A 23,762-nucleotide genomic window follows, 5' to 3' on the forward strand; every position below is an offset into this window, starting at 1 on the left:
ATGCATCCAAGGGAGCGGGATCAGTCATGTTGACGGACAAAGGAAAAATATCGGAAACACAATTGGCATTCATGGTCTTTCCCGCCATTCTCGCGACGGCCATCTTATCAGTGCCTGGAATTACAATGCACTATGCAGGACATGACATGTGGATGACTCCAATTATAGGCTCTCTCGTTGGACTGGCTGCGATCGGTATCTCCATTGGTCTTGATCGTATGTACCCTGGAAAAACGCTTATTCAATCCAGTGTATCGATCGTTGGTCGGATTCCAGGCAAGTTATTCGGCCTGATATACATCGCTTTCTTGCCCCATCTGACAGGCTTGATTATTCGGGAATACGGTGAATTCATTGTCAACAATGCACTTCCAAGTACACCTTTGTTTGTTGTGATGGGTACGATGGTTGTTGTATGTGCGATTAATGTCAGGCTGGGGATCGAAGTTGTCGGACGAACATCTCAGGTATTTGTTACCCTGCTGATTGTGCTGCTGGCGTTGATCTTTATATTGTTAATTGGTGAACTGAATCCTGCCGAGCTGTTCCCTTTCATGGAGAAAGGACCAATTCCCCTTTTCACAGGAGCCGCTGCACCCGCTGCATGGTTTAGTGAATATATCGTGCTGGCTTTTCTGCTACCTTATGTGAATCAAAAAAAGCGAACAACCCGGGTCATGCTGGGTTCCCTTGTATTGACGACAACTGCAATGACGGTTACCAATCTGTTCTGCCTGTTTTTAATTGGTGATTTGACGGATACATTCGTATTTCCGGTCATGATCGCAGCAAGATACATAACCATTGCGGACTTTCTGCAACATATCGAGTCCCTTATTATTGCAGTTTGGATTTTCGGTATTTTCGTTAAAATTTCCGTTTTTCTATATATCTTTGCTACATCCACAGCGGAATGGTTTGGGTTGAAGGACTACAAGCCTGTTGTTGTTCCGCTTTCGTTCCTGTGTATGGTATTTGCTTACTGGGTGGTGTCCGGCGGATCTGGCATTTCCAGTCTGGTTAGCGCTTCAGCCAACTTGTATACGATCAGCATTTTATTAATCCTTCCGGCTCTGATCTACGGTGTGGCATGGCTTAAGAAGGGTTGGGCACATGTTAGAAAGAATCGAGCGAGTACTGATTGATGGGGGGGAGGGGCACTTGCGAATATGCAGAGTACTACTACTGCCGATATTGTCTTGTGTGCTGTTAAGTGGCTGCTGGGATCGTATCGAAATTAACGATTTGGCCATCGTGCTGGCTACGGGGATCGATTACGAAGAGGGCAAAGTACAATTGACTTCACAGATATTTGTTCCGCGTAAAGCAGGTGGAGGAGATAGCAGTGGGAGCGGAGGCAGTGCAAGCGGTGTCACATTGATTCGAAAAGCGGAGGGGCGTACGATTGCCGAGGCGTTGAATCGGCTGCAACGGAAAGTTCCCCGGAATATGTTCTGGGGGCACTGCGAAGTCATTATCATTAGTGAACAAGCCGGCAAGCGCGGTATTCGCGAGTACATCGATTTCTTCCTGCGTTACCCTCAGTTCAGGGAGCATGCGTATGTCTTTTCCAGCGAAAAGGCGGCGAAAGATATCCTGGCGTTACTTGATCCCCTGGAGCGGAGTTCTGCTGAATCGTTACGTGAGATGGCCAATCTGAAGCTAGGCACACGTGTCACTGCCCTTGAACTGGCTAAATCCATTGAAGGACCAAGCAGTTCCGCCATTTTGTCTCGCATGTTAGTCTTACCCCCAGAACCCGATCAGGATAAACTGACTACTACGCCATATGTGAAAGGTTTGAGCTTGTATAATAAGGATCGCTATGTCAAAACGGTTAAGGAACCAATGAGCGTAGGTGTATTGCTACTCGCAAAAGAGCTGAACAACATTATCATGCCTGTTGAGTTTGAGCCGTTAGAGGGTTCGTTCTCGATTCGACTCCTTGAAATTAAAACGGCCTTGAAGCCACGAATTGTAAACCAGCATTGGAGCATGAAGGTGGATATCCAAACCAGCGGAGAAGTGGTGTTAAATACGACGGATGCCAATCTGACGGATCCCGCTGTGTTAACTAAACTGGAACAGGAATGGTCTGCCAAACTCACATCTCTGGCTCATGATGCTTTAGACCTGTCCCAGAAGGAGTTGCGCTCCGATTTCTTTAAATTTGCAGTTGAATTTCGCAGATATTATCCGAAGCAATGGCAGAAGCAGGAGAAGAACTGGGAAACGCTCTATCCTGAGTTGGACGTGGAAGTTAAAGTGGATGCACACGTAGTACGCACCGGTAAATCAACCGGACCACAGGGGATACCGAATGAGGACGAAACTTGACAGCATTTGCTCCTATTACAAGCTTGAGAAAGAGAGGTGATTGCATGAAACTGGGCTCAATTCTTGGAATTCTGATGCTGGCGACTGCAATAGTGTATGGAGAGTGGAGGAGTAGCAAAGAGAAGCGAGCCAGAATAGTGACAGCAGGAATTACTGCTGTGGCGGCTGTCATTGGAATCATTCTACTCTTTCAACCTCGTTTGCCCGGTCCGACCCAGATTGTGAAGCTTGTATTTGGAAGCGTGGATAAACTTATGAAATAAAATGATAGCAAAGAAGGACCAAGTCTCTGACAAGCAGAGATTTGGTCCTTCTTTTTTTTATTTAACTGAATTAATGCATCCACTCAAAGATGTCTATTCTTTGATGACAGATGCATTCACGGCATCTTCCATCTTCGTATTGTAGGAACGGAACAGACCCAGGCGCCAAAAGGCAGCTCCTTTGAGGTCATAACGTTTGGCAAGACCCAGCTTATCATCCACAGAGGACGGCGTTTCACTGCTTAGGCTGATACCGAGCAGAAGCTTATCCTTCGTAACACCAGCTTGAAGGGCCAGCTGAATCGCCTGATCCACAAGACTATTCGGTTCGGGTACCTGGGATTTGGTGCCAACCGGATTATACTGATAGGCCATAATAATAAGATCATCTGCAATAGAGGCAAGTGTTTTGTAATCATAACCTTTATAAGCACTATTCAGCGGTGGTACCGCCAGAGATAAAGCTGTGTTCTGGGGCAAGGAACTCTTTAGTTGTTTCACGTAGGCATTGAGCAGTTTCTGTTGTTCTACCGCATCAAGTTTAAAACCCAGTCCTTCAAAATCCAGAACAACTCCGCCAAAACCATGCTCTGTGACAGCAGCAGTTATACCTTCAATCGATTTCTGTCGCAGGCTGCTGTCACTCAGAACTTTGGTCAGTTCACCATTTCCATCCAAGGCATACACCATGAGCTGTGGTTGGATCTGTTGATCTGTTGCATCAGCAACGATGGACTGCGGTGTAATCTCACCCGCAGCAGCAGGGAGGCGGTACTCATCTCCTTGGAGCGTAAACTGACCTTCACGATCAATGCGGCTCCAGCCAAAGGCTACGGAATTCATGGAAGCAATAAGATCCTTTTCTTGAAAGGATTGCAACGCATAGAAGGCTCTCAGGTGCATCTCGCGTTGTGTGGAGACAAGGGAGACCGTCTTGGTTGCTTGATTCCAGCTTACTTGTACACCGAATTGGTTACTAAACGAACTTAGTGGAATAAGTACGCGGCCCTCCCGCTGAACGGGTGCTGCTGCGAGTGTAACTTTTTTTCCATTTACGGTCGCTGTGGTTCTGCCAACTTGTAATAGTACCTCGGTCGTTTGTCCTTTCACCGTGTTCGTCGCTTTTACAGTCTGTGATTTGCTGTTCCAGGTAATATCGATACCAAGGGCTTCTCCGACCGTCCGAAAGGGAACGTAAGTGACACCTCTATCAATACGTGGAGCTGCATCAAACTTCAGAGGAACATCATCCAATTGAACGGTAATGGCTGGAGCAGCATAGGCTCCACCAATATTTGGAGTGCTTCCAAGGATAGAGAGAGCAATTACAGTAACCGCAGCAATTTTTCCTGCTCGTTTAATGAACATCGTATAATTCCTCCAACTTTCTACATAAGTAGTAGAATCATGTTTTGAACAAAATCTAGTAATCTAGCATATGTAGCATAACAAAATTTTCATATCGTTCCAATATAAGAGTTGGATGTTTAGTCATACGGATGGCAGGAATCGTAATATACTCCAATAAACATAGCGGAAGGAGTGTGCTTTTTGCCAAACTCTACGGGCTTCATTTACAATCCAACCTCGGGTGAGACCCAATCCACACAGCTGATAGTAACTTGCATTAATGATTCCCTCAATGCACCTGTCAATGTTGAGCTGGAAGTTTTCAGGTGGGACACCACTCAAGCGGCGCGTATACCCATTGGTCATGATCTTTTTGAATTACTTCCCCAAGCGACGAGAAGCTTAATCTATCCACTGATCAATGCGGCTTTTTATGAAGTGCAAAGTGATTATTTCAGTGCCACAAGTACGGTCATTCATGTATACGGTGTTAATTCTACAGGCCAGATCATTCAGCGTGTGCTTCAATCGGAGATGACTTTGATTGACCGCTTCACAAATATCCCTTAAACGAAAAGAGGTGAGCAGATGGTAGTTGTGAATATTACTGGAGCTTTAGCAGGCAGTCAATTTGAACCCTCGATTGCGGTTAATACGTTGAACCCGAGTATCATGTGTGTAGTTGCTGTGGATACCAGTACCGGACCAACATTGACCGGCTTCTATAGGTCCATTGATGGAGGCAGTACCTGGTCGACCACTGTACTTCCCCAACCAGCTGGATATGCAGGGGCAGAAGCACCAACAATTGACTACACGTTTCCCAATACCTTCATCGTTACCGTTCACTTGTTTAACGGGATCAACGATGGAACAATTGCAAGTTATACCTCATTTGATGATGGACTAACGTGGCAGCCACCAGTTATTGTACAGGCGGGTTTCGGTACCATTGTTCATAATGATGAGCCGTACATAGCCGTTGATCGTTCCCCAGGAAGCCCATATCGAGGCAATGCATATGTCGGTTACACACCGCTTGCTACCGCTACTTCCGCCATATTTACGCAGAGGTCACTCTCGCAGGGAATAACCTGGGAACCACCTGACCGACAGTCGAATCCGCGAGGAATTCATGACCGGGCAGCGTTGGCTGTTGGATTCTCGGGTCAAGTCTACGCGGGATATATCATTACGGGTCCTGCCAGTCCCTCTGCGCTATTGCGTATTTCGTACGATGGGGGAATTACCTATCAACCCCCTCTAGATCGGCAGGCTACGTTCATCTCATCCGTCGTACCTGCACCTTCGCCCTTGCCTGTACCGAATTACGCTTTTCGAGTACAGACCAACTTAAGTTTGGGCGCGGATATATCGAATGGACCTAACAGTGGGACTGTGTATGGCGTTTGGAATGATGCACGTGCCGGATATACCGATATTTTATTCTGCGAATCTCCCGATGGCCTTCTTTGGTCAGATCCAGTCAGTATTACAGGCGCACCTCCAGGCACGCAGAATTTCTTCCCGTCGATCAGCGTGTCACCTTTTGCGGGCACGATTCGAGTTATTTATTACACAAATCGAATTGACGGGTTCCTACTGGACGTCTTTGTTGCGGAATCTTTTAATGGGGGTGCCAGTTTCACCAACCGACGGATTACAACTACATCCTTTAATCCCAATGGCAACTCTCCGATGCCCACAGTACTGATTGGAGACTATATTACTGCGGCCACCGTCAGTCCAGATAATTTGGCAGCTGTCTGGATGGCGACAACGCCGCCCACGGGTAAGCTGGATGTTTATTTTGGAAACTAATTCAATGTAAATGGAACACCCCCATACTCTTAATCTTTATGACAAACAGATTAAGAGTACGGGGGTGGAGGTATTCATGTTAATCCGAAACGACAAATCCATCGAAACTCTCAGGGCCTACCCGAACTGTTCCGAGCAGGTTGGTACTGATAAATGCGGAGTAGGTTAATTGTGGCACGATCGGAATGTTAAAGTCACTGGCAGAGAAGACAATCACTTCAGGGTTAAGCAGACCGTTCAGACCATAGGTGTAGTTTCCGGAGTAAACGATCGGATCGGTTGCAACTGTGCCTCTTACAATAATAATCCTCACTTGAAACAGAGCAAGCGGTAATTGTACCGTTATGGTTCCTTTTAGGGAGACTCTCAGATTGGTTCCCGCTCCAGCCGTTTGCAGACCAATCTGGGCGAATAACTGAGGTGTGTTAATTACAGGAATCGGGATGGAAATGGAATTAAACAACGCAGCATTTTGCGATGATCTTGCATCCAGAAATTGGGTCAATGTATATACCTCCTATCTGTTTCAGATAGAATAATATATTCCTCATTCAGAGATTTGCATGGACGTTGGTGCAACGCTGGAAATATTAAAGGCAAACCGACTGCCCAAGTCACTCGTCTCTTTAAGCCATACCACGCCACCCATCAATTCAGCGAGTTGTTTACAGATGGACAGGCCTAGCCCCGCTCCTCCATATTTTCCTGAGTTGCCATGAATCTGCGAATACGATTTGAATAACAGATCCTGCCGATCCTGGGGGATGCCGATGCCCGTATCGATTATCTCGTAAGATGCATGGAGTGTACCTTCTGGATCAGCAGCTACCTGAGTAGAGATACATACTTCACCTTTCTCCGTGAATTTCAGCGCATTGCCAACGAGATTAATTAGAATCTGACGGACTTTATGACGATCACCTATAAGCATCATGTGATCATTTATATTGTATTCTGCGTATAATCGGATTCCTTTTTTTTGTGCTTCAGAGGAAAACAACTGTAGTACGTGCTCAACTGTGTCAGTGACACTATAGGGATTGATCTCCAAAGAAATCGCACCCGCTTCCGCTTTGGAGTAGTCCAGAATTTGATCCATCATCGATAGAAGGCTGGCGCCACTTGACTCGATGACATTAACATATAACGATTGATCCTCATTTAGTCGGGTAGACTGCAACAGATTGGCCATTGCAAGAACACCGTTCATGGGCGTGCGGATTTCGTGACTAAGGACGGCAAGCAGATTTTTCTTCTCTTCAAGCACTCTTGCAGCGGTTTCTTCCGCATGTTTTAACTGTTGCAGAGTCGTTTCCATCTCAAGAAGCCCCGTGAAAAATGAAGACAAGGAGAGAAGCAGATCCACGTCCTTTTGTTGATAGGAATAGAAATCCTGATCAAATGAGCAGAGGGAGCCGTAAATTTCTCCGTTTTCATTATGTATGGGTACACCGACAAATGAACAACCGCCTACGAATTCCGTAGCGTCCATATGTCTGGTTAAGGGATGGGTCAGATTATTATTTATCACCAACGGGCCTTGGCTATGTTCGGTCACAAGCGCACAGTATGACTCGGCGTTGTCAACGACTAGCCCCTCACCCAGAATTAGTTTGTCGCGATTATATACGTTCAGAACTTTGGTCGATAGGTGATCCAACTGGGCGATACAAAACGTATTTGCAGGAATTAACCTGCTCGCTGTATCCATAACATTAGCAGCCGAATCATATAATTTATGTGAGACAATGGATAGTACATCAATGAATTCTGTTTTCAACATTTTGATTTGACTCCTCCTGATTGTAGAAATTCGTTGTGCACTTGTATGTACCAGTATATATGAATTCATAGAATAGAGCATGCATGGTTTTGACAGTGAAAGACGAAAATGAGAAAATATAATGCTGTGGAACATGTATATATTAATAAAATGTTGGAGGCAAATCAATGAATCAGCGTTTTCGAATTACCCGATCCATGCAAGAAAGCCATGCCGAACAAGCCATGTCCCTGGAGGAGTGTAAACTCTACTTTGCATCCAAACCCGATTTTACCTATTCAACGGTTCTTAACATTGTCGGAGCGGAGAGCACCATGTCCATTGAGGGTGACTTTTTTATGTGGGACCTTGAAGGAGCACAAATAGCTTTTCGCTTGTACATGGGAGATCTATATGTAGCTATCTCTAACGAAGCTATTGTACCCAAAATGATTGAAATTGCAACAGATCTGCACGCAGATATCGTTGAAGGATAAAAGAATTAGAGAACTAGAGTTCAAATTTCAAACATGTTATCGTAGTTTCCCTTGGATAATCCTGTAAAAATGAGGCTAAAGGTTCATTTATATTCCATATGTTAGCTTGTAATATATGGAATATAAATCATTTTACAGGAGAGTGAATGAAGTGAAAAAGATTAAATTAATACTTATGGTATTCATGAGTATGATCCTTACCTTATCGGTACCTGGAATAGGCTCAAGTTCAAAGGCTTCTGCAGCTACAGCACGTACACCCATTGTATTGGTACATGGATTAACCGGTTCAGATAGCAATTTTACAGCAATTGAGAGTTATTTGCGTAGCCAAGGGTGGGCGAGAGAGGAACTATTCGCTATTGACCTCCCGAGCAAACAAGGAAACCAGCTGTTGAATTCTGCAGCAATCAGTCGATTCGTAGATGATGTACTACGGGAAACAGGTCACACGAAAGTCAATATTGTAGCGCATAGCATGGGCGGAGCCAATAGCCTGTATTACATACTTAACCGTGGAGGCGCTTCTAAAGTGGATAAGTTGATAACCCTTGGCGGGGCTAATCGATTGACCACAACTACAGCTCCGAGTGGAATAAAGGTGACTTCAATCTATTCCACCAGTGATACAATCGTGTCCCCGACACTTTCTCGTTTGAGCGGAGCGAACAACATTTCCGTTTCCCTCGTATCTCATATCGGTCTGCTGTTTAATTCCCGGGTGAACGCCCTGATCAAAACGGCTTTGAATGAGTAGCCGCATTGCGAAATGCATATTCTTCATGGATATAAAATGATGAACTTGAACACGACTGACCACTCATGGCAGTCGTGTTTTCGTATTGCGGAGTGAAACAAAGAAGAGGTCCCTGCTGGAGAGCAAGGACCTCTTCTATTTATTTTAACGTGTCGTAGATGAGCTCGCTGCTTCATGTTCAACTACACGTTGCAGTAATTCCTTCAAAGCCTTCATGGGACGGCCTTGGCGTTGACCTTCAATTATTGAATTCCGCAAAGATTCCACATCCTGGGTGCGTACCTTGCCACCATGATGGAAACGATTGAAGGCTTGATAATCGAGAGGCAGCATATCTCGTTCCATGTTAAGTTGTATTTTTGCCGTCATGCGTGCGCCCATCACAACACCCATCATTTTGCCGACGAGACCATGACTAGGCAAGGATGCGATCTCACCTTGGGCGCGGCAAGCGAGCTGCCAAAGTTCCGTATTGGCAATAACAGTTGAGAACGGAGGCCAGCCCAAAATATCACAAGCTGCATATACAGGAAAACCAATACTGGAGTAAATATTGAACATGGCCGGGCTTACTTGACCACAGCGCGAAACTTTGGATTGATTGTATAATGCCATAAATTGTTTTGCTGCTGCTTTATTATTGGTTTCTACCTGGAACCCGACGTTGTTCGTCGGGTGTTTGTAACAGACGATGGCTTGAGCGATCTGCTTGGGATCGGTGGACTCATGGACAGGTAAATCAGCCGAGGATTGATGACTCAGCGTACCCAGTATTCCTCTGAGTAACTGATCCTCTCGAATCTGCATCACCTCCAGATAATGTTCACGGATTCCACTCCCAAACCCGCACATAATGATAGTGGTTGTGGAGTTCCGCACAATATTACCTATCCTGGATAGCAGTTCGATGCCTTCTGGCGTGCGACTGGCATGACCATCTAAGGTGACAATAATATATTGATATTGCTGACGCTTGATCGCTGTTACATCTTCAATGACATGATAGTCGCTAAATTCTTTGAGAGAAGCATCGTCATAACAATAGAGTTTCTGTGGCGCATGGAAAGCTTCTGTTCGTCCTTTTCGCACTAGAAAAGTCAGATCAGCACCGGCTAAATGAAGGTGGTAACCCACTGAATATCCAACGGCTCCTGCGCCTACTATTAGAACTTTAGGTTGTTTTGAGATAGTTGTCATATTGATTGCTCCTCTTATATGGTTGAAATCGAATTATGCGTTTGGATCCTTGTTATTAAATGAACATGTGTTGATTTGATATCGCAATGTCAGTATAATCTACTCATCGCTGCAATCACAATAATCAATAGATGTGTTAGTGTTATGAATTCAACAGTTCGGCTGATGTTTGTTGAGAAGATGATAATAAGAGGGGTTAGCTCATGGTTGGAATCAAAAATAATAGAAGAACCAAATATACGATGGAGCTTATTAAAGAGGTCTTTCTAGAGCTGTTAGAGAGCAAAAAATTACCTCAAATAACGGTAACTGAAATATGTAAGCAGGCGGATATCAATCGGGGTACATTTTATTTGCACTACAAAGATCCTTATGAATTGTTTGAAGCCTTGCAGATGGAATTTACGCAAGAAATCATGGAAACGTTAGGACAGGGGACAAGTCCCTGCACAACGGAGCAATCGATGATTAATCTGCTGAACATCATTCAGGATAAGAAAACGATCTATCAAATCCTGATTTCGGAGAGTGGAGAAAATAACTTTTTATCACGAGTTCTACTGGAAGACTTTCTGCTAAAAAATGGAGAAGACGCGGGCAGCCAGAAGACATTTACAATGGACTATACGCTCACTTATATGGTTCATGGTTCCTTAGGCATCATTAATCAATGGCTGGAATCGAATAGCGAGGACAGCCCGCAAACGATTGCTCGTCTTATTTCTTCTTTGGGTCATCAGAATATGGCTAAAGGAGATCGTAGACATGAAGACGCAACCGAATGATCGAATTAAAGTTCATCCAGGCTTTTGGGCTGGATTACATCACTTAGGGATTGGTGCTGACGACGTAGCTCGCACTGCACAACTGCCTCTTGAAGTAATCAATCAATCTGTAGTGACCCAAGCTCAGTACTTTGCAATCTGGCAGGCCTATTCAGATCTCATTGGGGACACTGCCGAAGGCATCATCAAACTTGCAACTGGATATGAAATATCGAAGTATCCTCCGCCTGTTCTGGCGATGTACCATGCTCGTGATTATCGGGATGCGTTGAATCGAATGGTCCGTTACAAGCAAATGTGCCCTCCCGAGAGCTTGCAGATTAACGAAGCAGGGGAAGAATGTATCATTGAACTCGAATGGTTACATAAGGAGCAACCAGGTCCGCCATTGCTGGTGGGTATTACGCTGGCATTCTTGATCGAACTTGGACGGAGGGGCACAGGACAGCCATTGACTGCAAAAAGGGTTGAATTCTCGCAACCAATGGGTGACGTAGCCATACTCGAAGCTTACTTCGGCTGTCGAGTCCATACGAATTCCAACTATAATCGGGTGACGCTAGGGCGGAAAGATCTGAGTCTTCCATTTCTATCGTATAACGAGGAGTTACTGGAAATTCTGACCCCGGCACTGGAACGGTCGCTGGACGAACAGGAGAGCAGTCGATCCATTAGTGAAGTGGTCAAATGGATCATGAAACGCAGCCTTACTGGAAAGCGTCCTGACATTCAGACGGTCGCCAAAGAGCTTCGCATGAGTGATCGTACTTTGCAGCGGCGACTGACGGAGGAAAACACAAACTTCAAGCAATTATTAACCGAGGCCAGACGTGAGCAGGCCCGAGAGTACCTTGCAGATCCTTCACTCGATATCAAAGAAGTGGCATTCCTGGTTGGATATGAAGACCAGAATTCGTTCTATCGTGCGTTCCGAAATTGGGAAGGGGATACACCTTCAAATTGGCGTGTCAGGCATTAATACTGGCGCAAAGCGCTAGTTACTAGTCCCTTCAGACCGCGTAATATTATACCTATCCGGTGCAAGAAGCTGTTGGCAATGTTCAAGAGGCACCTGCCGGATAGTTGTAATTAAGAAGGAGAAATGCAGGATGGATATGGGACTAAAAGAGAAAACAGCATTAGTTACAGGATCAACAAAAGGAATCGGTAAAGCAATTGCTTTAGAGCTCGCCCGAGAAGGTGTTCATGTTCTGATTAATGGACGCAATGATGAAGAGGTGGAACGAACCGTTCGTGAAATCAAGTCCACTTTTCCGGAGACCTCTCCACAAAAGGCCACGGCTGATCTTGTGGATCAGGAGCAAAGACAAGCTTTATTCGAGAAGTTCCCTGAGGTTGATATTTTAGTGAATAGCATGGGCATATATGAGATCATGAGTTATGAAGACGTGAACGATGAAGTGTGGGAGAAATATTTCCGTACCAATGTATTGGCTGCCAATGGCTTGTCACAATTTTATTTACCTAAAATGGTGAAGAACAATGACGGACGTATTATTTTTATCGCGAGTGAAGAAGCTCTTATGCCTTCAGGCCAGATGCCCCAATATTGCATGACCAAGTCAATGTTGCTGTCATTATCCAAAAGTTTGTCCAAACTGACAGCAGGAACTGAAGTTACGATCAATACGATCATGCCAGGGCCAACACTGTCTGAGAATGTGCGTGATATCATTGAGAGCATATACCCTGATGAGGCGCTGACTTTCGAGGAAAAAGAGAAAGATTTTATGAAGAGCAATCTGCCTCAGTCTGAATTGCAGCGATTCATCAAGCCAAGTGAAATCGGCAGACTCGCAGCTTTTGTATGCAGTCCGTATGCTTCAGCTTTTAGAGGCTCTCCCATCCGTATGGACGGGGGCATGGTTCCCACCATATTTTAAATTTGTTCAGGATACAGCATATGTAACGATAAGAAGTCGCCAGTATTGGCGACTTTTTTATTTGTAAATGATCTATGCGAGGAGCATCAATCGAGTTTATAATACAGGTATGTTTTTCGAAAACGGTTTCTGTATCTTGGAAGCGATTACTTATATCGATTATATGAATCTAAAAGGGGACATTATCATGATAGCTGCAATAAATCTGGAAGGTGTCTGGAAACTCCAACTCGATGAGCATAAGGTAGAACGTGGTTTGAATTTCTCAGACGTCATTACATTGCCAAATACCACATCTCATGCGGCCAAGGGGAAGAAAAACGAGAATGTGTTAATTGGTGCGCTGACGGATGAGTATTTATTTGAGGGCTATGCATGGTTTTCACGAGAGATCGATATCCCTGAACACTTGGCTGACAAACGTTGCTTCTTACACCTGGAACGAACGAGAGTTACGACAGTCTGGATCGATGGGGTAGAAATGGGCACACAAAACAGTCTGAATACACCTCACCGTTACGAGATGGAGGCAGGGCTATCTGCTGGAACACATACAATTACGATTCGAGTGGACAATACCGATTATCCAACCAAAGGCGGTCACCTTACATCCGAAGACACACAGACGAATTGGAACGGTATCACCGGGAAGTTGGAACTTCAATTTTTCGAGCGTGTTTTCCTGGATAATGTTCAAGTTTACCCTGTTCTGGCGACTCGATCTTTCGACATTAAGGCAGCACTTATCGGTGACTCGCAGGGAGTGCGAATCATGGTATCAGCTGTTGCTGTCAGTGCAGATCCGGTGTTTACGACGGAGGAACAGATTTTCGCTCCGGATTCGCAGGAGATCCAGCTGACGTACACGATTGGCGAAGATGCGATGTTATGGAGTGATGATGAACCTAATCTGTACCAACTTCACATTCAACTGCAAGATCAAGATGGCGAAGTGCTGGATTCCACCGAAGTATGGACTGGATTACGGGAATTCCGGGCTGACGGAGACAAATTCACCATTAATGGTCGCAAAACGTTTCTTCGAGGCAAACATGACGGGATGATCTTTCCGCTCACGGGATACGCGCCAACCGATGTGGATGAATGGGTTCGCATTCTCGCTATCTCCAAGTCCTACGGTATCAATCACTACCGTTTCCATACCTGTTGTCCTCCGGAGGCTGCTTTTATTGCAGCGGATCTGCTCGGCATCTACATGGAACCTGAGCTTCCGTTCTGGGGAACCATTACCGATGAATCATCGGATGGGCATAATCAAGCAGAGCAGGATTACTTGATTAGCGAAGGATTTGCAATGCTGCGTGCTTTTGGTAATCATCCTTCGTTTGTCATGATGTCCATGGGGAATGAACTATGGGGAAGCAAAGACAGATTGAATTCGATCCTGAAGGCATACAAAGCATATGATCCTCGTCATCTATACACGGAAGGTTCCAATAACTTTCAGTTTGTACCGGACATTCTGGAGGAAAGTGAATTTTTCTGTGGGGTTCGTTTCTCCAAAGAGCGTCTGTTCAGAGGTTCGTATGCGATGTGTGATGCTCCGCTTGGTCACGTGCAGACCGACTTGCCAAATACGTTGAAAGATTACGATTCGAACATTGTGCCGACGCAAGGCAGCGATGCTGATCCTTCTGGGCAAACGGCGAACAAAGAGATTCAGATTCAATATGGGACAGGCTCGAAAACCGTGCAGGCCGAAGCCGGAAGTGAGCAACTTGTCTCACACGTACCGATCATCTCGCATGAAATTGGACAGTACGCCACGTTTCCTAATTTCGAGGAGATCAACAAGTATACGGGTTCTCTCAAAGCGAAAAACTTCGAAGTGTTTCGAGAGCGTCTGGAAGCCAAAGGCTTGGGACATCTGGCGGAAGCCTATTTTAGAGCTTCTGGTAAGCTCGCGGTCGCATGTTACAAGGAGGAACTGGAAGCGGCTTTTCGTTCGCAGCAGCTAGCCGGGTTCCAGCTGCTGGATCTCCAGGATTTCAGTGGTCAGGGAACAGCGCTGGTGGGTGTACTGGACGCATTCATGGATTCCAAAGGCATGGTTACTCCTGAGGAGTGGAGAACGTTTTGTTCCGATGCTGTGCTGATGGCGAGATTCCCCAAATATAATTATCAAGCGGGTGAATTGTTCGAAGCACGCATTGAACTAAGTTACTTCCGGAGACAAGCGTTGGATGGACTTCAATTGAAGTGGGAACTTCAAAGCGAGCAGATCGAAGGAAGCATCCAATTGGAAGGGAAAGCTGATCTGCCAGCGACTCATGGAGAACATTATGTGAATATCACAGAACTCAGCATTCGCATCCCTGAAGTCTCCGATATGACCCAAGTGGAGCTCAGGCTGTCCATTCCGGGCACGGATATCCGTAAGTCGTACGACCTGTGGATCTACCCAAATCAGCAGGAAGTGGACCTGAGCGGTTTGAATCTATTTACCGAACTCTCGGAACAGGCGTTGGCGTTGCTTGAGCAGGGCGAGGATATTTTACTGTTCCCGAATCCCAAACAGATTCAACACGCGATCGAAGGTTTCTACAGCACCGATTTCTGGTCTTACCCCATGTTCCGTTCGATATCAGAGAATATGAAGAGAGAAGTTCCTGTGGGTACAATGGGCTTATTGATTCAACAGGACCATCCGGCCTTCGAACATTTTGTCACAGAGGAGTACTCGACCTATCCGTGGTGGAGCATCGTATCCGAGTCGTCATCCATCATTCTGGATGAGCTGAATAAAGACTTGCAACCGATCGTGCAGACCATTGATAATTTTGAACGGAATCATAAGCTCGGACTGTTGATGGAGTGCCGGGTGGGGAATGGTAGAGTGCTTATGGGGGCGCTGAATCTGGAGAGTCTACTGGCTACGCTGGAGGGAAGACAGCTGTTATACAGCTTTCAACGATATGTACAAAGTCCGGCGTATCAGCCAGCTACCCACCTGGAAGTCGATGAGCTTCGCCAGTTGTTGAACTAAGGTTAGTAGAGAAGAGGTAGCGGGTTCCTTATTTTCACAACGTTATTTATAGAAATATGTGCTTTTAGACCCTTCCACAAATGGTAGGGTCTTTGGTATTTGTTTCTTTCTCTTGCACTTTAGGGTCAGCATAATGCATTTCAGCGCAATTCGACTCCGAAACCTGTGTTAAAATAGTATATTCGAGAGTGAAATCAGAGTCGATGTCGATGAAAGGCGGATGTCCCCCATGTTCAATATTGCAATCTGTGATGACGAGGAACAGCAGCGAGAACGTGTGAAAACGATGCTGATCTCCTTGTCTTTAAAAACCAATTTTGATTTTCAAATTAGCTTATTCACATCTGGTGAAGAACTACTTTCCCATTATAGAGATGCCGGAGATACATTTCATATTCTCATCATGGATGTGGAGATGGGCGGAATGAACGGGATTCAGACGGCCAAAGAGATCAGGAGTATGAAGTTTCTGGACGTTCAGATTATGTTCTTGACCAGTTACCCGGAATATATGGTGGAGAGCTTCGATGTCATCACCTTTCAATATCTGATCAAACCCATCCAGCCGCAAGTCTTCGAGGAAAAGATGATTAAGCTGTGTCAATATTTTCAGGCACTGGACAAAAAGTATGTACTGATCAAGTCAGAGTATGATGAACTTCTTTTGAAATATGATGATATTCAGTGGATTGAGGTCGTCAAAAGTTTAACGATCAAGAATAAATTGAAGTTTGTGACCGAGGAAAATGTGCATGAGACCAAAGGTGTTCTATCGAGCTACGCATCAGGCTTGAAAGACCATGGTTTTTTGCAGATTCATCGCTCGATTATCATTAATTTGATGCATGTTCAGAAGTTTTCCGGTACCCAAGTCGTCATGTTAAATGGAATGGAACTGCCCATAGGCCGATCCAAGGTCAAAGAAGTCAAGGATGCCTATACCAAATACATGATCATGAGGATTCAATGATATGGATACCTACATGATCTTTTCCATCATTTTCGTGACTTTGCTTATGGCATTTCAGGCGAACTTTTATTTTGATTCTGTGTTGGGCAAGTCCAGGCGGAAGCCGCATAGAGCCATTTATTTTATCGTTTTTATCCTGCTTTGTTATTTTTATTTGGTTTCTTCCTTCTCGGACATCGTTTCTACTGCCGTTGCCCTGCTATTAATCTTCAGTCTGGCGCAATCCTATGAAGTGGAGTTCAAAATAAAACTTGTTTTTACCATCCTGTATGCAGTTCTGATTACGATGGCGAATACGATAGCTGTATATATTCTCGGAGTTTTGGAATCCACAGATTTTATCTCATGGGAACAGTTCAACGGAGAAAACCACTGGATTCTATCCAAAGTGATGCTGGTTGGTTGCAGTATCATGTTCATTGTTATTCAAATAGTGCGTCTAGTGGCCAAACGCAGAAGTTTTGCCGTCCATTATCGTTATTATTTGCTGTTTCTCATCGTACCCATTATTACGATCTATCAGATCAATGTGGCCTCGATATATAGTGAAAAAAACATATTCTACGTCTTTTCTGTACTAGGCTCTCTATTTCTCAACGTGTTCATTGTTTATGTATTCGATAATATGGTGGAAAAGGTACAGCTTGCGCATGCAAATGCCCAGTTACAGCGTCAGATGGACTATCAGGATGCCAACTATGAGAAGACCGTTCACAGTTTCAAAAGCATTAAATCCATCATCCATGATATTAACCAGCAGTTTCTGTATATCGATGAATGTATCCAACGTAACGAACTTGCGGCGGCAGGTGACCATATCAAGTCTACATTAAATACCATTGAAGGTGCGTACCAGCGGGTGAACTCCGGCAATCTGGTCATTGATGCTCTCGTTACGAATACCCTGGCTATGGGGCAGGCAAACGGGATCAAAATCGACACCAAAATCCAGCTCCACTCGCAGCATGTCCAGATTGATCGATACGATCTGTGTGTGGTGCTCGGTAACATGCTCGATAACGCAATTGAAGCTTCCAAGAAGGTCAGACAGGCGGAGGATCGATATATCCTCATTGCCATTCACTCCACATCATCTGCACTCGTTATCCAGATTATGAATCATGTAGAGCAACCGATTGTTGACTTGAAAAGTGAGAAGCCCAATCCCGAGTACCATGGGATCGGTCTAACCAATATATCGAGAATGTGCGAGAAATATGGTGGACATATGAGTATTGAGCATCAGCATCGGAAGTTTAACAACATGGTCGTGCTTCCGTTCCACACCAACAATTCCTGAACCTGCCGTTCAGGGATTGTTTTTTTCCATTCAGGGTCCTTTTGCGTTCGATCTGTCTCTTCCCGGATATGATGAATTCATTCATAAGAACATTTGAGGGAGGACATGGGATGAAGAAATTAATTAGTCTTTTATGTACAGCGGTGCTTGTCATTACACCGCTGGCAGATGTCAGCGCAGAGGCGAATAACAGCGGTACGATTGAGGCACGGGCGGAGCAGATCGCCAAGGCGATGGTGCAAAACTACGGTGTCACCAGTGTGCAATATGCGATCATGGATGAAGGAGAATACATTTTATCAGATAGTGTAGGACTGCACGATAAGGCATCACAGAAGCCAATAGACAAGGATAGCATGTATGGCATAGGCTCAGTTAGCAAAATGGTTGTTACGGCAGCCGCCATGAAGCTGGTCGATGCCGGTAAAATAGATCTGGATGAGCCGCTTACTTCGTATATCAAGGACTTTAAAATGGCAGATGCGCGCTATACTCAAATTACACCGCGTATGCTGATGAATCATTCATCCGGTCTATACGGTACACATTATGGAAACAGCATGTTGTTTGACGATAATGACACCCGCAATCATGATGAACTATTGCTCAAACTTCAGTCCGAAAAACTGAAATCCAAACCTGGCGCATACTCCGTCTACGCCAATGACGGTTTTCAATTGCTTGAAATCCTGGTTGAACGGGTGAGCGGATTAAGCTACAGCGAATATATCGCCAAGTTCATCAGCGAGCCGTTGAAGTTGGAAAAAACAAAGACACCACTAGATTCCTTTGACAGAGCGCAGTTATCCGAAACCTATTGGCCTACACTTGAGATGACGATGCCTACCGAAAATGCAAACATTATCGGTACAGGCGGAGTGTACTCTACCGCAGAGGAATTGAGCCAATTCGGAGAGGTTTTAATGGGGAATAGACCGGATATTTTGTCCGAATCTGCTGTGAAGGCCATGCAATCGCATGAATATCGTAAGGGCATATGGGTATCTGATGAGCAAAATACGATCAATTATGGCTTGGGGTGGGATTCGGTTGACCTTGCACCTTTTAGCGATTATGGGATTACCGCGCTTGCCAAAGGCGGAGATACCATGTTGTACCATGCCGTGTTAATCACCATACCGGAACATGACATTTCAATGGCGGTGCTATCATCTGGCGGATCTTCCGTCTACAATCAGATGTTTGCCAGCAAAGTGCTGCTGGACGTTCTGGCGGATCAAGGCATCATTGATGATGTTCAGCCTGATCAGACATTCTCACCACCTGTCAAAGTGAAAATGCCGACGGAGTTGAATTCGTACTCAGGCCTATATGGTACGGTAGGTGCAACACTGGATATAGCGATCAAGGATGGTGAGATGCAACTGCCTGCCTTGCTGGGAGGAATCATTCCGGAGCAGAACTATGTGTATACAGGCGATGAACATTTTACGAGTATGGATGGCAGTGTGAAAGCCAGCTTTGTGAAGGAACGTAATGACAAGGTGTATGTTAAAGTTCAAGCGATGATGACGTTACCTGGTTTAGGTCAAACGGTGATGAACACGTATGATTATCAAAAGTTAGAGCATAACGCGCTGGATACAGCAACGAAAGAGAAATGGACAGCACGTAACGGCTCGAAATATTACGCGCTGGATGAAAAAATAACGTCGATCTTCTATTTGCTTCCATCGATGCTAATCAAGAATCTATCCGTTGATGCCGAAAATGGCTATGCTAATGGAACGCACATCATGGATGCGAACAACGCAGAGAATGTTGCCGAGATTCCTGTAATGAACGGAAGAGACGCATTCGATCTGCAATTCTCCACGAAAAATGGCGCCGAGATTTTGTTGCAGGATGGACAGGAATACATTGCGGAGGATGCCATTACTCCGATCTTTGGTGGGAAAAAGGGGCTGACGACCATTCCAGCTAACGGTCAGGCTCGGTGGTATGCAATCGATACCCGTTCAGCGAACAAATCCATCACAGTGGATTCTCCGGAGAGTGGAGGTTATGCGGTGTATGATGAGAAAGGCGAAATGGTTCACTTCTCTGTAGCAACCAATCAGGAGTCGACGAAGCTCCCGAAAAGTGGTTTTATCGTTTTTGGTGGTGATGCCGGGGATGTCTTCCAGATCCAATTGAAGTAAAGCTGGGACGTTAGTACAAAGTCACTTTTGTAACTTTTCACCGGAAAAATATAGTTATCAAGAAGTCGCCTAGTGGCGGCTTTTTTGATATTCTCTTTGAATAATTTAACAATCTGGTAACTAATTGGACCTATCACACGTTATGTTTATGTAGTTATATATCAGGCTAATTTTCAATAGGAGGAATCGCTATCCATGATCAATATACGTAAACGTCAAATGAATAAGCAATGCAAAATAAGAGCAGGAAGACCCATCATTGCAGGCATTACTGCCGGAATGCTGATGGTTCACGGCGTGATCGGTGTGTTGCCATCGCAGGCACATGCTGAAACATCGGATGTATCCATCCGTAACTGGTATTCGTATCAGCGCATCACTGTACCTGAACTGAAACCTTCTTGGACAGCGAAAGTAGATAACTATCTAAATATGAACGAGACGTATGTTGGAGTTAATGCGATCGCAGAGGAAGGCAAAGTATTCACGTTTGCTGGATCGAAGCTGATTGCACTCGATGCGACAACAGGTAAACGGTTGTGGACTTACGGCAAAGAACTGACGCCTTATATTACCTATCAAAACGGCGTTCTCTACGGACTGACCATTGATCATAAGCCATATGCCTTGAATGCAAAGACAGGCAAGGCAAAATGGCAGTCAGGCACATCCACCTGGATTGATACGTATAACCGTACGGAAGCTCTGATTCCAACAGTGGATACCCTCTACGTGATTAAGGGGAGTACAACGTTTGCACTGGATATCCAGTCAGGTAAACTGCGCTGGGAGGCAGATGAACCATTAGGTGAAGGTCATGGTACTGAATATCTGAGAGAATCTAATGGTGTGGTGCTGAGAACCTTTTTTGTCCAAGGGGCACTTACATCCACACAGCTTAATGCATATGACAAAAAAACGGGCAAGAAACTATGGGGTCATTTTGGTCAGGGGGAAGCTATTCAGATCAAAGACGGTCTTGTGTACTCAGCGGACTACTATTCTTCAATTTTGGGAAATGATGAGTCTTCACCAGAACGCAAATGGAAAGTCAATGCGTACAATCTGAAGACCGGTGTGTTAAAAGGGAGTCAGGAGTATAAGTGGACCATGCCGGGGGATCCACCGTATGTGAATGGGTATGGAGGGATATTTTCCAATAAAGACAAACTATACATTCTACAAGGGGATAAGATAGCGGAGTATCCGTTGAATCCGACCAAGTCGGTAACCGCACCTATTCGAACTTTTCAGCGCCCTTATGGTGAAAATATGGTATGGCTGGGCATTACACAGGAAAGGTTGATCTTCAAAAACGGAAACACGGGAGAAATTACAGGCATCAAGCTGGCTAATGGTCAAGAGGTCCAGTGGCATGGTGCTGCCCCCGTTTCTCAGATTGATGTTTACGGCAAAGGAATGTATCGAGCACAACGTAACGGCACACTGCTTGTCCTCAACATGATGTCGGGTCAGTCGGTCTTCCGCGTCTCCACCGGTGGAGATCTGCACAACACGACGTTGAAGACAAACGGAATGATCATCATCCAAGCCGAAGGCAAACTACTCGGCGTTAAGCTGCCAGCATCGCTGAAATAAAGATTTTCGTTTTAGCTGCATCTGCCTCCGAATGAAAATCACCTGAGAAGACCGGATCACAACATAGCTCGCTGAAAGTGATCAAGGGAAATATCGATTATGGATAAGTTCATAGGTTGGACCTATGGGTTCCGAGTCTCTATATGGGTAATAACATGTATACACAGAATAAAGACAGGGAGGAATGAACCTGATGTTACAACCACGTTCTATTCCGATGAGTATCTCGCTAATCGTTATGGTTCTTGCACTTGCAGCTTGCTCTGGTAATGAACCTTCGGCTAGCCCTGAACCTTCTACGCCAACGGGTGTAACAGAAGAAGCGAATGAAACGGAGCGTCCACAGACCGAGAGTTTTGAAATGTTGACCGCAGATGGCAATCAATCACTGGAGGCGACTTTGCAACAAGGAGAAGGATTCTCCTTGTACGTATTCGAGAAATTCACGTTTGATGCTGCTCAAGGCCGTCTGTCACTGACCAGTAACGCTGACTATTATGTGGATATTGAACCGCTTCCTGCGGATTATGACCTGGCAGAACTGGAGACAGCGGGCAAGAAAGAATTAGAAAAAGCAGGTAAGGTATCCGATTATAGCGGAGAACTGGTGGAGCACCCGCTTGGTTCCGCCGAGCTTTATCTTCAGGCCTCTGGAGAAAAAGGGATCAGCGATTATCTGGTTTGGAAATCAGAAGAAGGGGACGCTTTTCTATTCCGTCTTCATAACCCCAAAGGGGAAGAAGCCCCTGATTTCGCCAGTCCGGTCCTTGTTTCGTTATCCACCGTTCAGGGTGATTCATAATCTGAAGGACGATGATCTTTTCAACGAAAGTCGCCAACTGGCGGCTTTTTTTACTTTTGCAAATGCACGGAGAAGTTGCGAGACGATTTATTCACTTCCATTTGACTTAGAGTACACTCTAAGGTGTAGACTTTGCAAAAGAAGAACTATCCCAAAGGAGATGAACAGATTGACACAGGAGAATAATTTTAAAACTTTACAACATAAAATCGGCTCTGGCTTCAACCATAACAGCACAGCGCAGGATGTATTGAGAGATCTTGATTTATCCGGGCAACTTGCCATTGTAACGGGTGGTTATTCCGGCCTTGGGTTGGAGACGACACGCGTGCTTGTGAATGCGGGAGTACGTGTCGTGGTGACTGCGCGTCGTCCGGCGGTTGCGAAAGAAGCACTTGCTGGTCTGGAAGGCGTTGAAATAGATGAATTGGACCTCGCTGATTTATCCAGCGTTCGTGCTTTTGCCGAGCGGTTTCTGGCGAGTGATCGGAGCATCGACATGCTTATTCTTAATGCTGGCATCATGGCTTGCCCGGAGACGCGGGTAGGTCCTGGTTGGGAAGCTCAATTTGCAACCAATCATCTGGGACACTTTGCCCTGACGAATCTGTTATGGCCTGCACTCGCAAGTCAGGGGGGAGCACGTGTTGTTTCGTTGGCATCAGCGGGACATCATTTCTCACCGATTCGTTGGGAGGACATCCAATTTGAGCACGGCTATGAGAAATTCCCTGCCTATGGACAGTCCAAAACAGCAACGATTTTATTCAGCGTTGAGTTGGACAGACGTGGTGCTGGGCAAGGCGTACGAGCTTTCTCCGTTCATCCAGGCGGAATTATGACACCACTACAGCGTCATATGCCAAAAGAGGAAATGATTGCTCTGGGTTGGATTGATGAATCTGGAGAAGTGGCTAATCCTGCGTTCAAAACACCTGAGCAGGGGGCGGCGACGCAGGTCTGGGCAGCAACCTCTCCTCAGCTTGAGGGAAAAGGCGGTGTCTACTGCGAGGATTGTGACATCAGTGAATTGGCTCCTGAGGACGGAGGCTTCTATGGGGTCAAAAAGTATGCTATCGACTCCGAGCAAGCTATTCGTTTATGGGAGCTATCGGCCAAGCTGACTCAAACGGACATAGTGCTCTCCTGAACATGTAATTAACTTGTGCACGAGATAACGATATTGCATGAGAAACGCCTTGCGGTGTTTATCCAGCCCAGATGCTGGTTCCGCAAGGCGTTTTTTTTT

21 protein-coding genes are annotated in these 23,762 nt (G+C 45.4%); 17 read left to right on the forward strand and 4 right to left on the reverse strand.

All coding sequences use genetic code 11. The features are described 5' to 3' along the window. Positions 1-26: 26 nt before the first annotated feature. From NYE45_RS13805 to NYE45_RS13815, 3 genes are read left to right on the forward strand one after another with little or no spacing between them, the layout of a single operon-like run. Entirely contained in the window at positions 27-1,145 is a 1,119-nt protein-coding gene (locus NYE45_RS13805; RefSeq protein ID WP_340017068.1) for an endospore germination permease, read from the forward strand. Then, positions 1,114-2,337, forward strand: a complete 1,224-nt coding sequence (locus NYE45_RS13810; RefSeq protein ID WP_340017070.1) for a Ger(x)C family spore germination protein — start codon at positions 1,114-1,116, stop codon at positions 2,335-2,337. The genes NYE45_RS13805 and NYE45_RS13810 overlap by 32 nt, the downstream gene beginning before the upstream one ends. A 44-nt stretch (positions 2,338-2,381) precedes the next feature. Next, positions 2,382-2,600: a hypothetical protein gene (locus NYE45_RS13815; RefSeq protein ID WP_062834306.1), complete on the forward strand. Its 219-nt coding sequence runs from the start codon at positions 2,382-2,384 to the stop codon at positions 2,598-2,600. 93 nt (positions 2,601-2,693) lie between these two features. Here NYE45_RS13815 and NYE45_RS13820 read toward each other — a convergent pair whose 3' ends face one another. After that, positions 2,694-3,968: a stalk domain-containing protein gene (locus NYE45_RS13820; RefSeq protein ID WP_340017071.1), complete on the reverse strand. Its 1,275-nt coding sequence runs from the start codon at positions 3,966-3,968 to the stop codon at positions 2,694-2,696. A gap of 183 nt (positions 3,969-4,151) precedes the next feature. On the opposite strand from NYE45_RS13820, the gene NYE45_RS13825 reads away from it, so the two are divergent. Together NYE45_RS13825 and NYE45_RS13830 are read left to right on the forward strand one after the other, a co-directional pair. After that, positions 4,152-4,520, forward strand: coding sequence for a hypothetical protein (locus NYE45_RS13825; protein ID WP_340017072.1), 369 nt, complete (start codon positions 4,152-4,154; stop codon positions 4,518-4,520). 18 nt (positions 4,521-4,538) lie between these two features. Further along, positions 4,539-5,771 (forward strand): exo-alpha-sialidase, encoded by a 1,233-nt coding sequence (locus NYE45_RS13830; RefSeq protein ID WP_340017073.1) that lies wholly within the window; start codon positions 4,539-4,541, stop codon positions 5,769-5,771. A gap of 79 nt (positions 5,772-5,850) precedes the next feature. Here NYE45_RS13830 and NYE45_RS13835 read toward each other — a convergent pair whose 3' ends face one another. Both NYE45_RS13835 and NYE45_RS13840 read right to left on the reverse strand, forming a co-directional pair. Further along, positions 5,851-6,276 (reverse strand): hypothetical protein, encoded by a 426-nt coding sequence (locus NYE45_RS13835; protein WP_127548373.1) that lies wholly within the window; start codon positions 6,274-6,276, stop codon positions 5,851-5,853. Between the two features lie 42 nt (positions 6,277-6,318). Further along, complete coding sequence (locus tag NYE45_RS13840) at positions 6,319-7,554, reverse strand: ATP-binding protein (RefSeq protein ID WP_340017074.1); 1,236 nt, start codon at positions 7,552-7,554, stop codon at positions 6,319-6,321. Between the two features lie 167 nt (positions 7,555-7,721). On the opposite strand from NYE45_RS13840, the gene NYE45_RS13845 reads away from it, so the two are divergent. Together NYE45_RS13845 and NYE45_RS13850 are read left to right on the forward strand one after the other, a co-directional pair. Further along, positions 7,722-8,030, forward strand: a complete 309-nt coding sequence (locus NYE45_RS13845) for a hypothetical protein (protein ID WP_340017075.1) — start codon at positions 7,722-7,724, stop codon at positions 8,028-8,030. Positions 8,031-8,205: 175 nt separating this feature from the next. Further along, positions 8,206-8,787, forward strand: coding sequence for an alpha/beta fold hydrolase (locus NYE45_RS13850; protein WP_340017370.1), 582 nt, complete (start codon positions 8,206-8,208; stop codon positions 8,785-8,787). Between the two features lie 144 nt (positions 8,788-8,931). Here the strand turns inward: NYE45_RS13850 and NYE45_RS13855 are convergent, their stop codons facing one another. Next, on the reverse strand, positions 8,932-9,984 hold the full coding sequence (locus NYE45_RS13855) for a 2-dehydropantoate 2-reductase N-terminal domain-containing protein (RefSeq protein WP_340017076.1): 1,053 nt from the start codon (positions 9,982-9,984) through the stop codon (positions 8,932-8,934). Positions 9,985-10,187: 203 nt separating this feature from the next. Between NYE45_RS13855 and NYE45_RS13860 the strand changes: the two genes are divergently transcribed. The 10 genes from NYE45_RS13860 (at position 10,188) to NYE45_RS13905 (ending at position 23,663) form a co-directional block, all read left to right on the forward strand. Then, positions 10,188-10,769, forward strand: coding sequence for a TetR/AcrR family transcriptional regulator (locus NYE45_RS13860; RefSeq protein WP_340017077.1), 582 nt, complete (start codon positions 10,188-10,190; stop codon positions 10,767-10,769). Beyond that, complete coding sequence (locus tag NYE45_RS13865; RefSeq protein ID WP_340017078.1) at positions 10,750-11,748, forward strand: helix-turn-helix domain-containing protein; 999 nt, start codon at positions 10,750-10,752, stop codon at positions 11,746-11,748. Before NYE45_RS13860 ends, NYE45_RS13865 begins: the two co-directional genes overlap by 20 nt. 130 nt (positions 11,749-11,878) lie before the next feature. Next, entirely contained in the window at positions 11,879-12,673 is a 795-nt protein-coding gene (locus NYE45_RS13870) for an SDR family NAD(P)-dependent oxidoreductase (protein WP_340017079.1), read from the forward strand. A 187-nt stretch (positions 12,674-12,860) separates the two neighbouring features. Further along, entirely contained in the window at positions 12,861-15,680 is a 2,820-nt protein-coding gene (locus NYE45_RS13875; protein ID WP_340017080.1) for a glycoside hydrolase family 2 TIM barrel-domain containing protein, read from the forward strand. Positions 15,681-15,909: 229 nt separating this feature from the next. Continuing rightward, entirely contained in the window at positions 15,910-16,650 is a 741-nt protein-coding gene (locus tag NYE45_RS13880) for a LytTR family DNA-binding domain-containing protein (RefSeq protein ID WP_340017081.1), read from the forward strand. A 1-nt stretch (position 16,651) separates the two neighbouring features. After that, positions 16,652-17,950: a GHKL domain-containing protein gene (locus NYE45_RS13885; RefSeq protein WP_340017082.1), complete on the forward strand. Its 1,299-nt coding sequence runs from the start codon at positions 16,652-16,654 to the stop codon at positions 17,948-17,950. Between the two features lie 110 nt (positions 17,951-18,060). Beyond that, a complete protein-coding gene (locus NYE45_RS13890) occupies positions 18,061-20,112 on the forward strand; it encodes a serine hydrolase domain-containing protein (RefSeq protein WP_340017083.1) in 2,052 nt (683 codons plus the stop codon). Positions 20,113-20,307: 195 nt separating this feature from the next. Further along, a complete protein-coding gene (locus tag NYE45_RS13895) occupies positions 20,308-21,711 on the forward strand; it encodes a PQQ-binding-like beta-propeller repeat protein (RefSeq protein WP_340017084.1) in 1,404 nt (467 codons plus the stop codon). Positions 21,712-21,904: 193 nt separating this feature from the next. Further along, the gene (locus NYE45_RS13900; RefSeq protein ID WP_340017085.1) at positions 21,905-22,513 is read left to right on the forward strand and encodes a hypothetical protein; all 609 of its coding nucleotides are present in this window, start codon (positions 21,905-21,907) and stop codon (positions 22,511-22,513) included. 160 nt (positions 22,514-22,673) lie between these two features. Further along, on the forward strand, positions 22,674-23,663 hold the full coding sequence (locus NYE45_RS13905; RefSeq protein WP_340017086.1) for an SDR family NAD(P)-dependent oxidoreductase: 990 nt from the start codon (positions 22,674-22,676) through the stop codon (positions 23,661-23,663). Positions 23,664-23,762 lie beyond the last annotated feature (99 nt).

Source organism: Paenibacillus sp. FSL K6-1318 (genome assembly GCF_037976905.1).
Lineage (GTDB): Bacteria > Bacillota > Bacilli > Paenibacillales > Paenibacillaceae > Paenibacillus > Paenibacillus amylolyticus_A.

Excerpts from the sequence above, each read along its gene's own strand:
- NYE45_RS13805 (WP_340017068.1), top strand. The coding sequence starts at position 27 with ATGTTGACGGACAAAGGAAAAATATCGGAAACACAATTGGCATTCATG.
- NYE45_RS13810 (WP_340017070.1), top strand. The coding sequence starts at position 1,114 with ATGTTAGAAAGAATCGAGCGAGTACTGATTGATGGGGGGGAGGGGCAC.
- NYE45_RS13815 (WP_062834306.1), top strand. The coding sequence starts at position 2,382 with ATGAAACTGGGCTCAATTCTTGGAATTCTGATGCTGGCGACTGCAATA.
- NYE45_RS13820 (WP_340017071.1), bottom strand. The coding sequence starts at position 3,968 with ATGTTCATTAAACGAGCAGGAAAAATTGCTGCGGTTACTGTAATTGCT.
- NYE45_RS13830 (WP_340017073.1), top strand. The coding sequence starts at position 4,539 with ATGGTAGTTGTGAATATTACTGGAGCTTTAGCAGGCAGTCAATTTGAA.
- NYE45_RS13840 (WP_340017074.1), bottom strand. The coding sequence starts at position 7,554 with ATGTTGAAAACAGAATTCATTGATGTACTATCCATTGTCTCACATAAA.
- NYE45_RS13845 (WP_340017075.1), top strand. The coding sequence starts at position 7,722 with ATGAATCAGCGTTTTCGAATTACCCGATCCATGCAAGAAAGCCATGCC.
- NYE45_RS13850 (WP_340017370.1), top strand. The coding sequence starts at position 8,206 with ATGGTATTCATGAGTATGATCCTTACCTTATCGGTACCTGGAATAGGC.
- NYE45_RS13855 (WP_340017076.1), bottom strand. The coding sequence starts at position 9,984 with ATGACAACTATCTCAAAACAACCTAAAGTTCTAATAGTAGGCGCAGGA.
- NYE45_RS13860 (WP_340017077.1), top strand. The coding sequence starts at position 10,188 with ATGGTTGGAATCAAAAATAATAGAAGAACCAAATATACGATGGAGCTT.
- NYE45_RS13865 (WP_340017078.1), top strand. The coding sequence starts at position 10,750 with ATGAAGACGCAACCGAATGATCGAATTAAAGTTCATCCAGGCTTTTGG.
- NYE45_RS13870 (WP_340017079.1), top strand. The coding sequence starts at position 11,879 with ATGGATATGGGACTAAAAGAGAAAACAGCATTAGTTACAGGATCAACA.
- NYE45_RS13875 (WP_340017080.1), top strand. The coding sequence starts at position 12,861 with ATGATAGCTGCAATAAATCTGGAAGGTGTCTGGAAACTCCAACTCGAT.
- NYE45_RS13880 (WP_340017081.1), top strand. The coding sequence starts at position 15,910 with ATGTTCAATATTGCAATCTGTGATGACGAGGAACAGCAGCGAGAACGT.
- NYE45_RS13885 (WP_340017082.1), top strand. The coding sequence starts at position 16,652 with ATGGATACCTACATGATCTTTTCCATCATTTTCGTGACTTTGCTTATG.
- NYE45_RS13890 (WP_340017083.1), top strand. The coding sequence starts at position 18,061 with ATGAAGAAATTAATTAGTCTTTTATGTACAGCGGTGCTTGTCATTACA.
- NYE45_RS13895 (WP_340017084.1), top strand. The coding sequence starts at position 20,308 with ATGATCAATATACGTAAACGTCAAATGAATAAGCAATGCAAAATAAGA.
- NYE45_RS13900 (WP_340017085.1), top strand. The coding sequence starts at position 21,905 with ATGTTACAACCACGTTCTATTCCGATGAGTATCTCGCTAATCGTTATG.
- NYE45_RS13905 (WP_340017086.1), top strand. The coding sequence starts at position 22,674 with ATGAACAGATTGACACAGGAGAATAATTTTAAAACTTTACAACATAAA.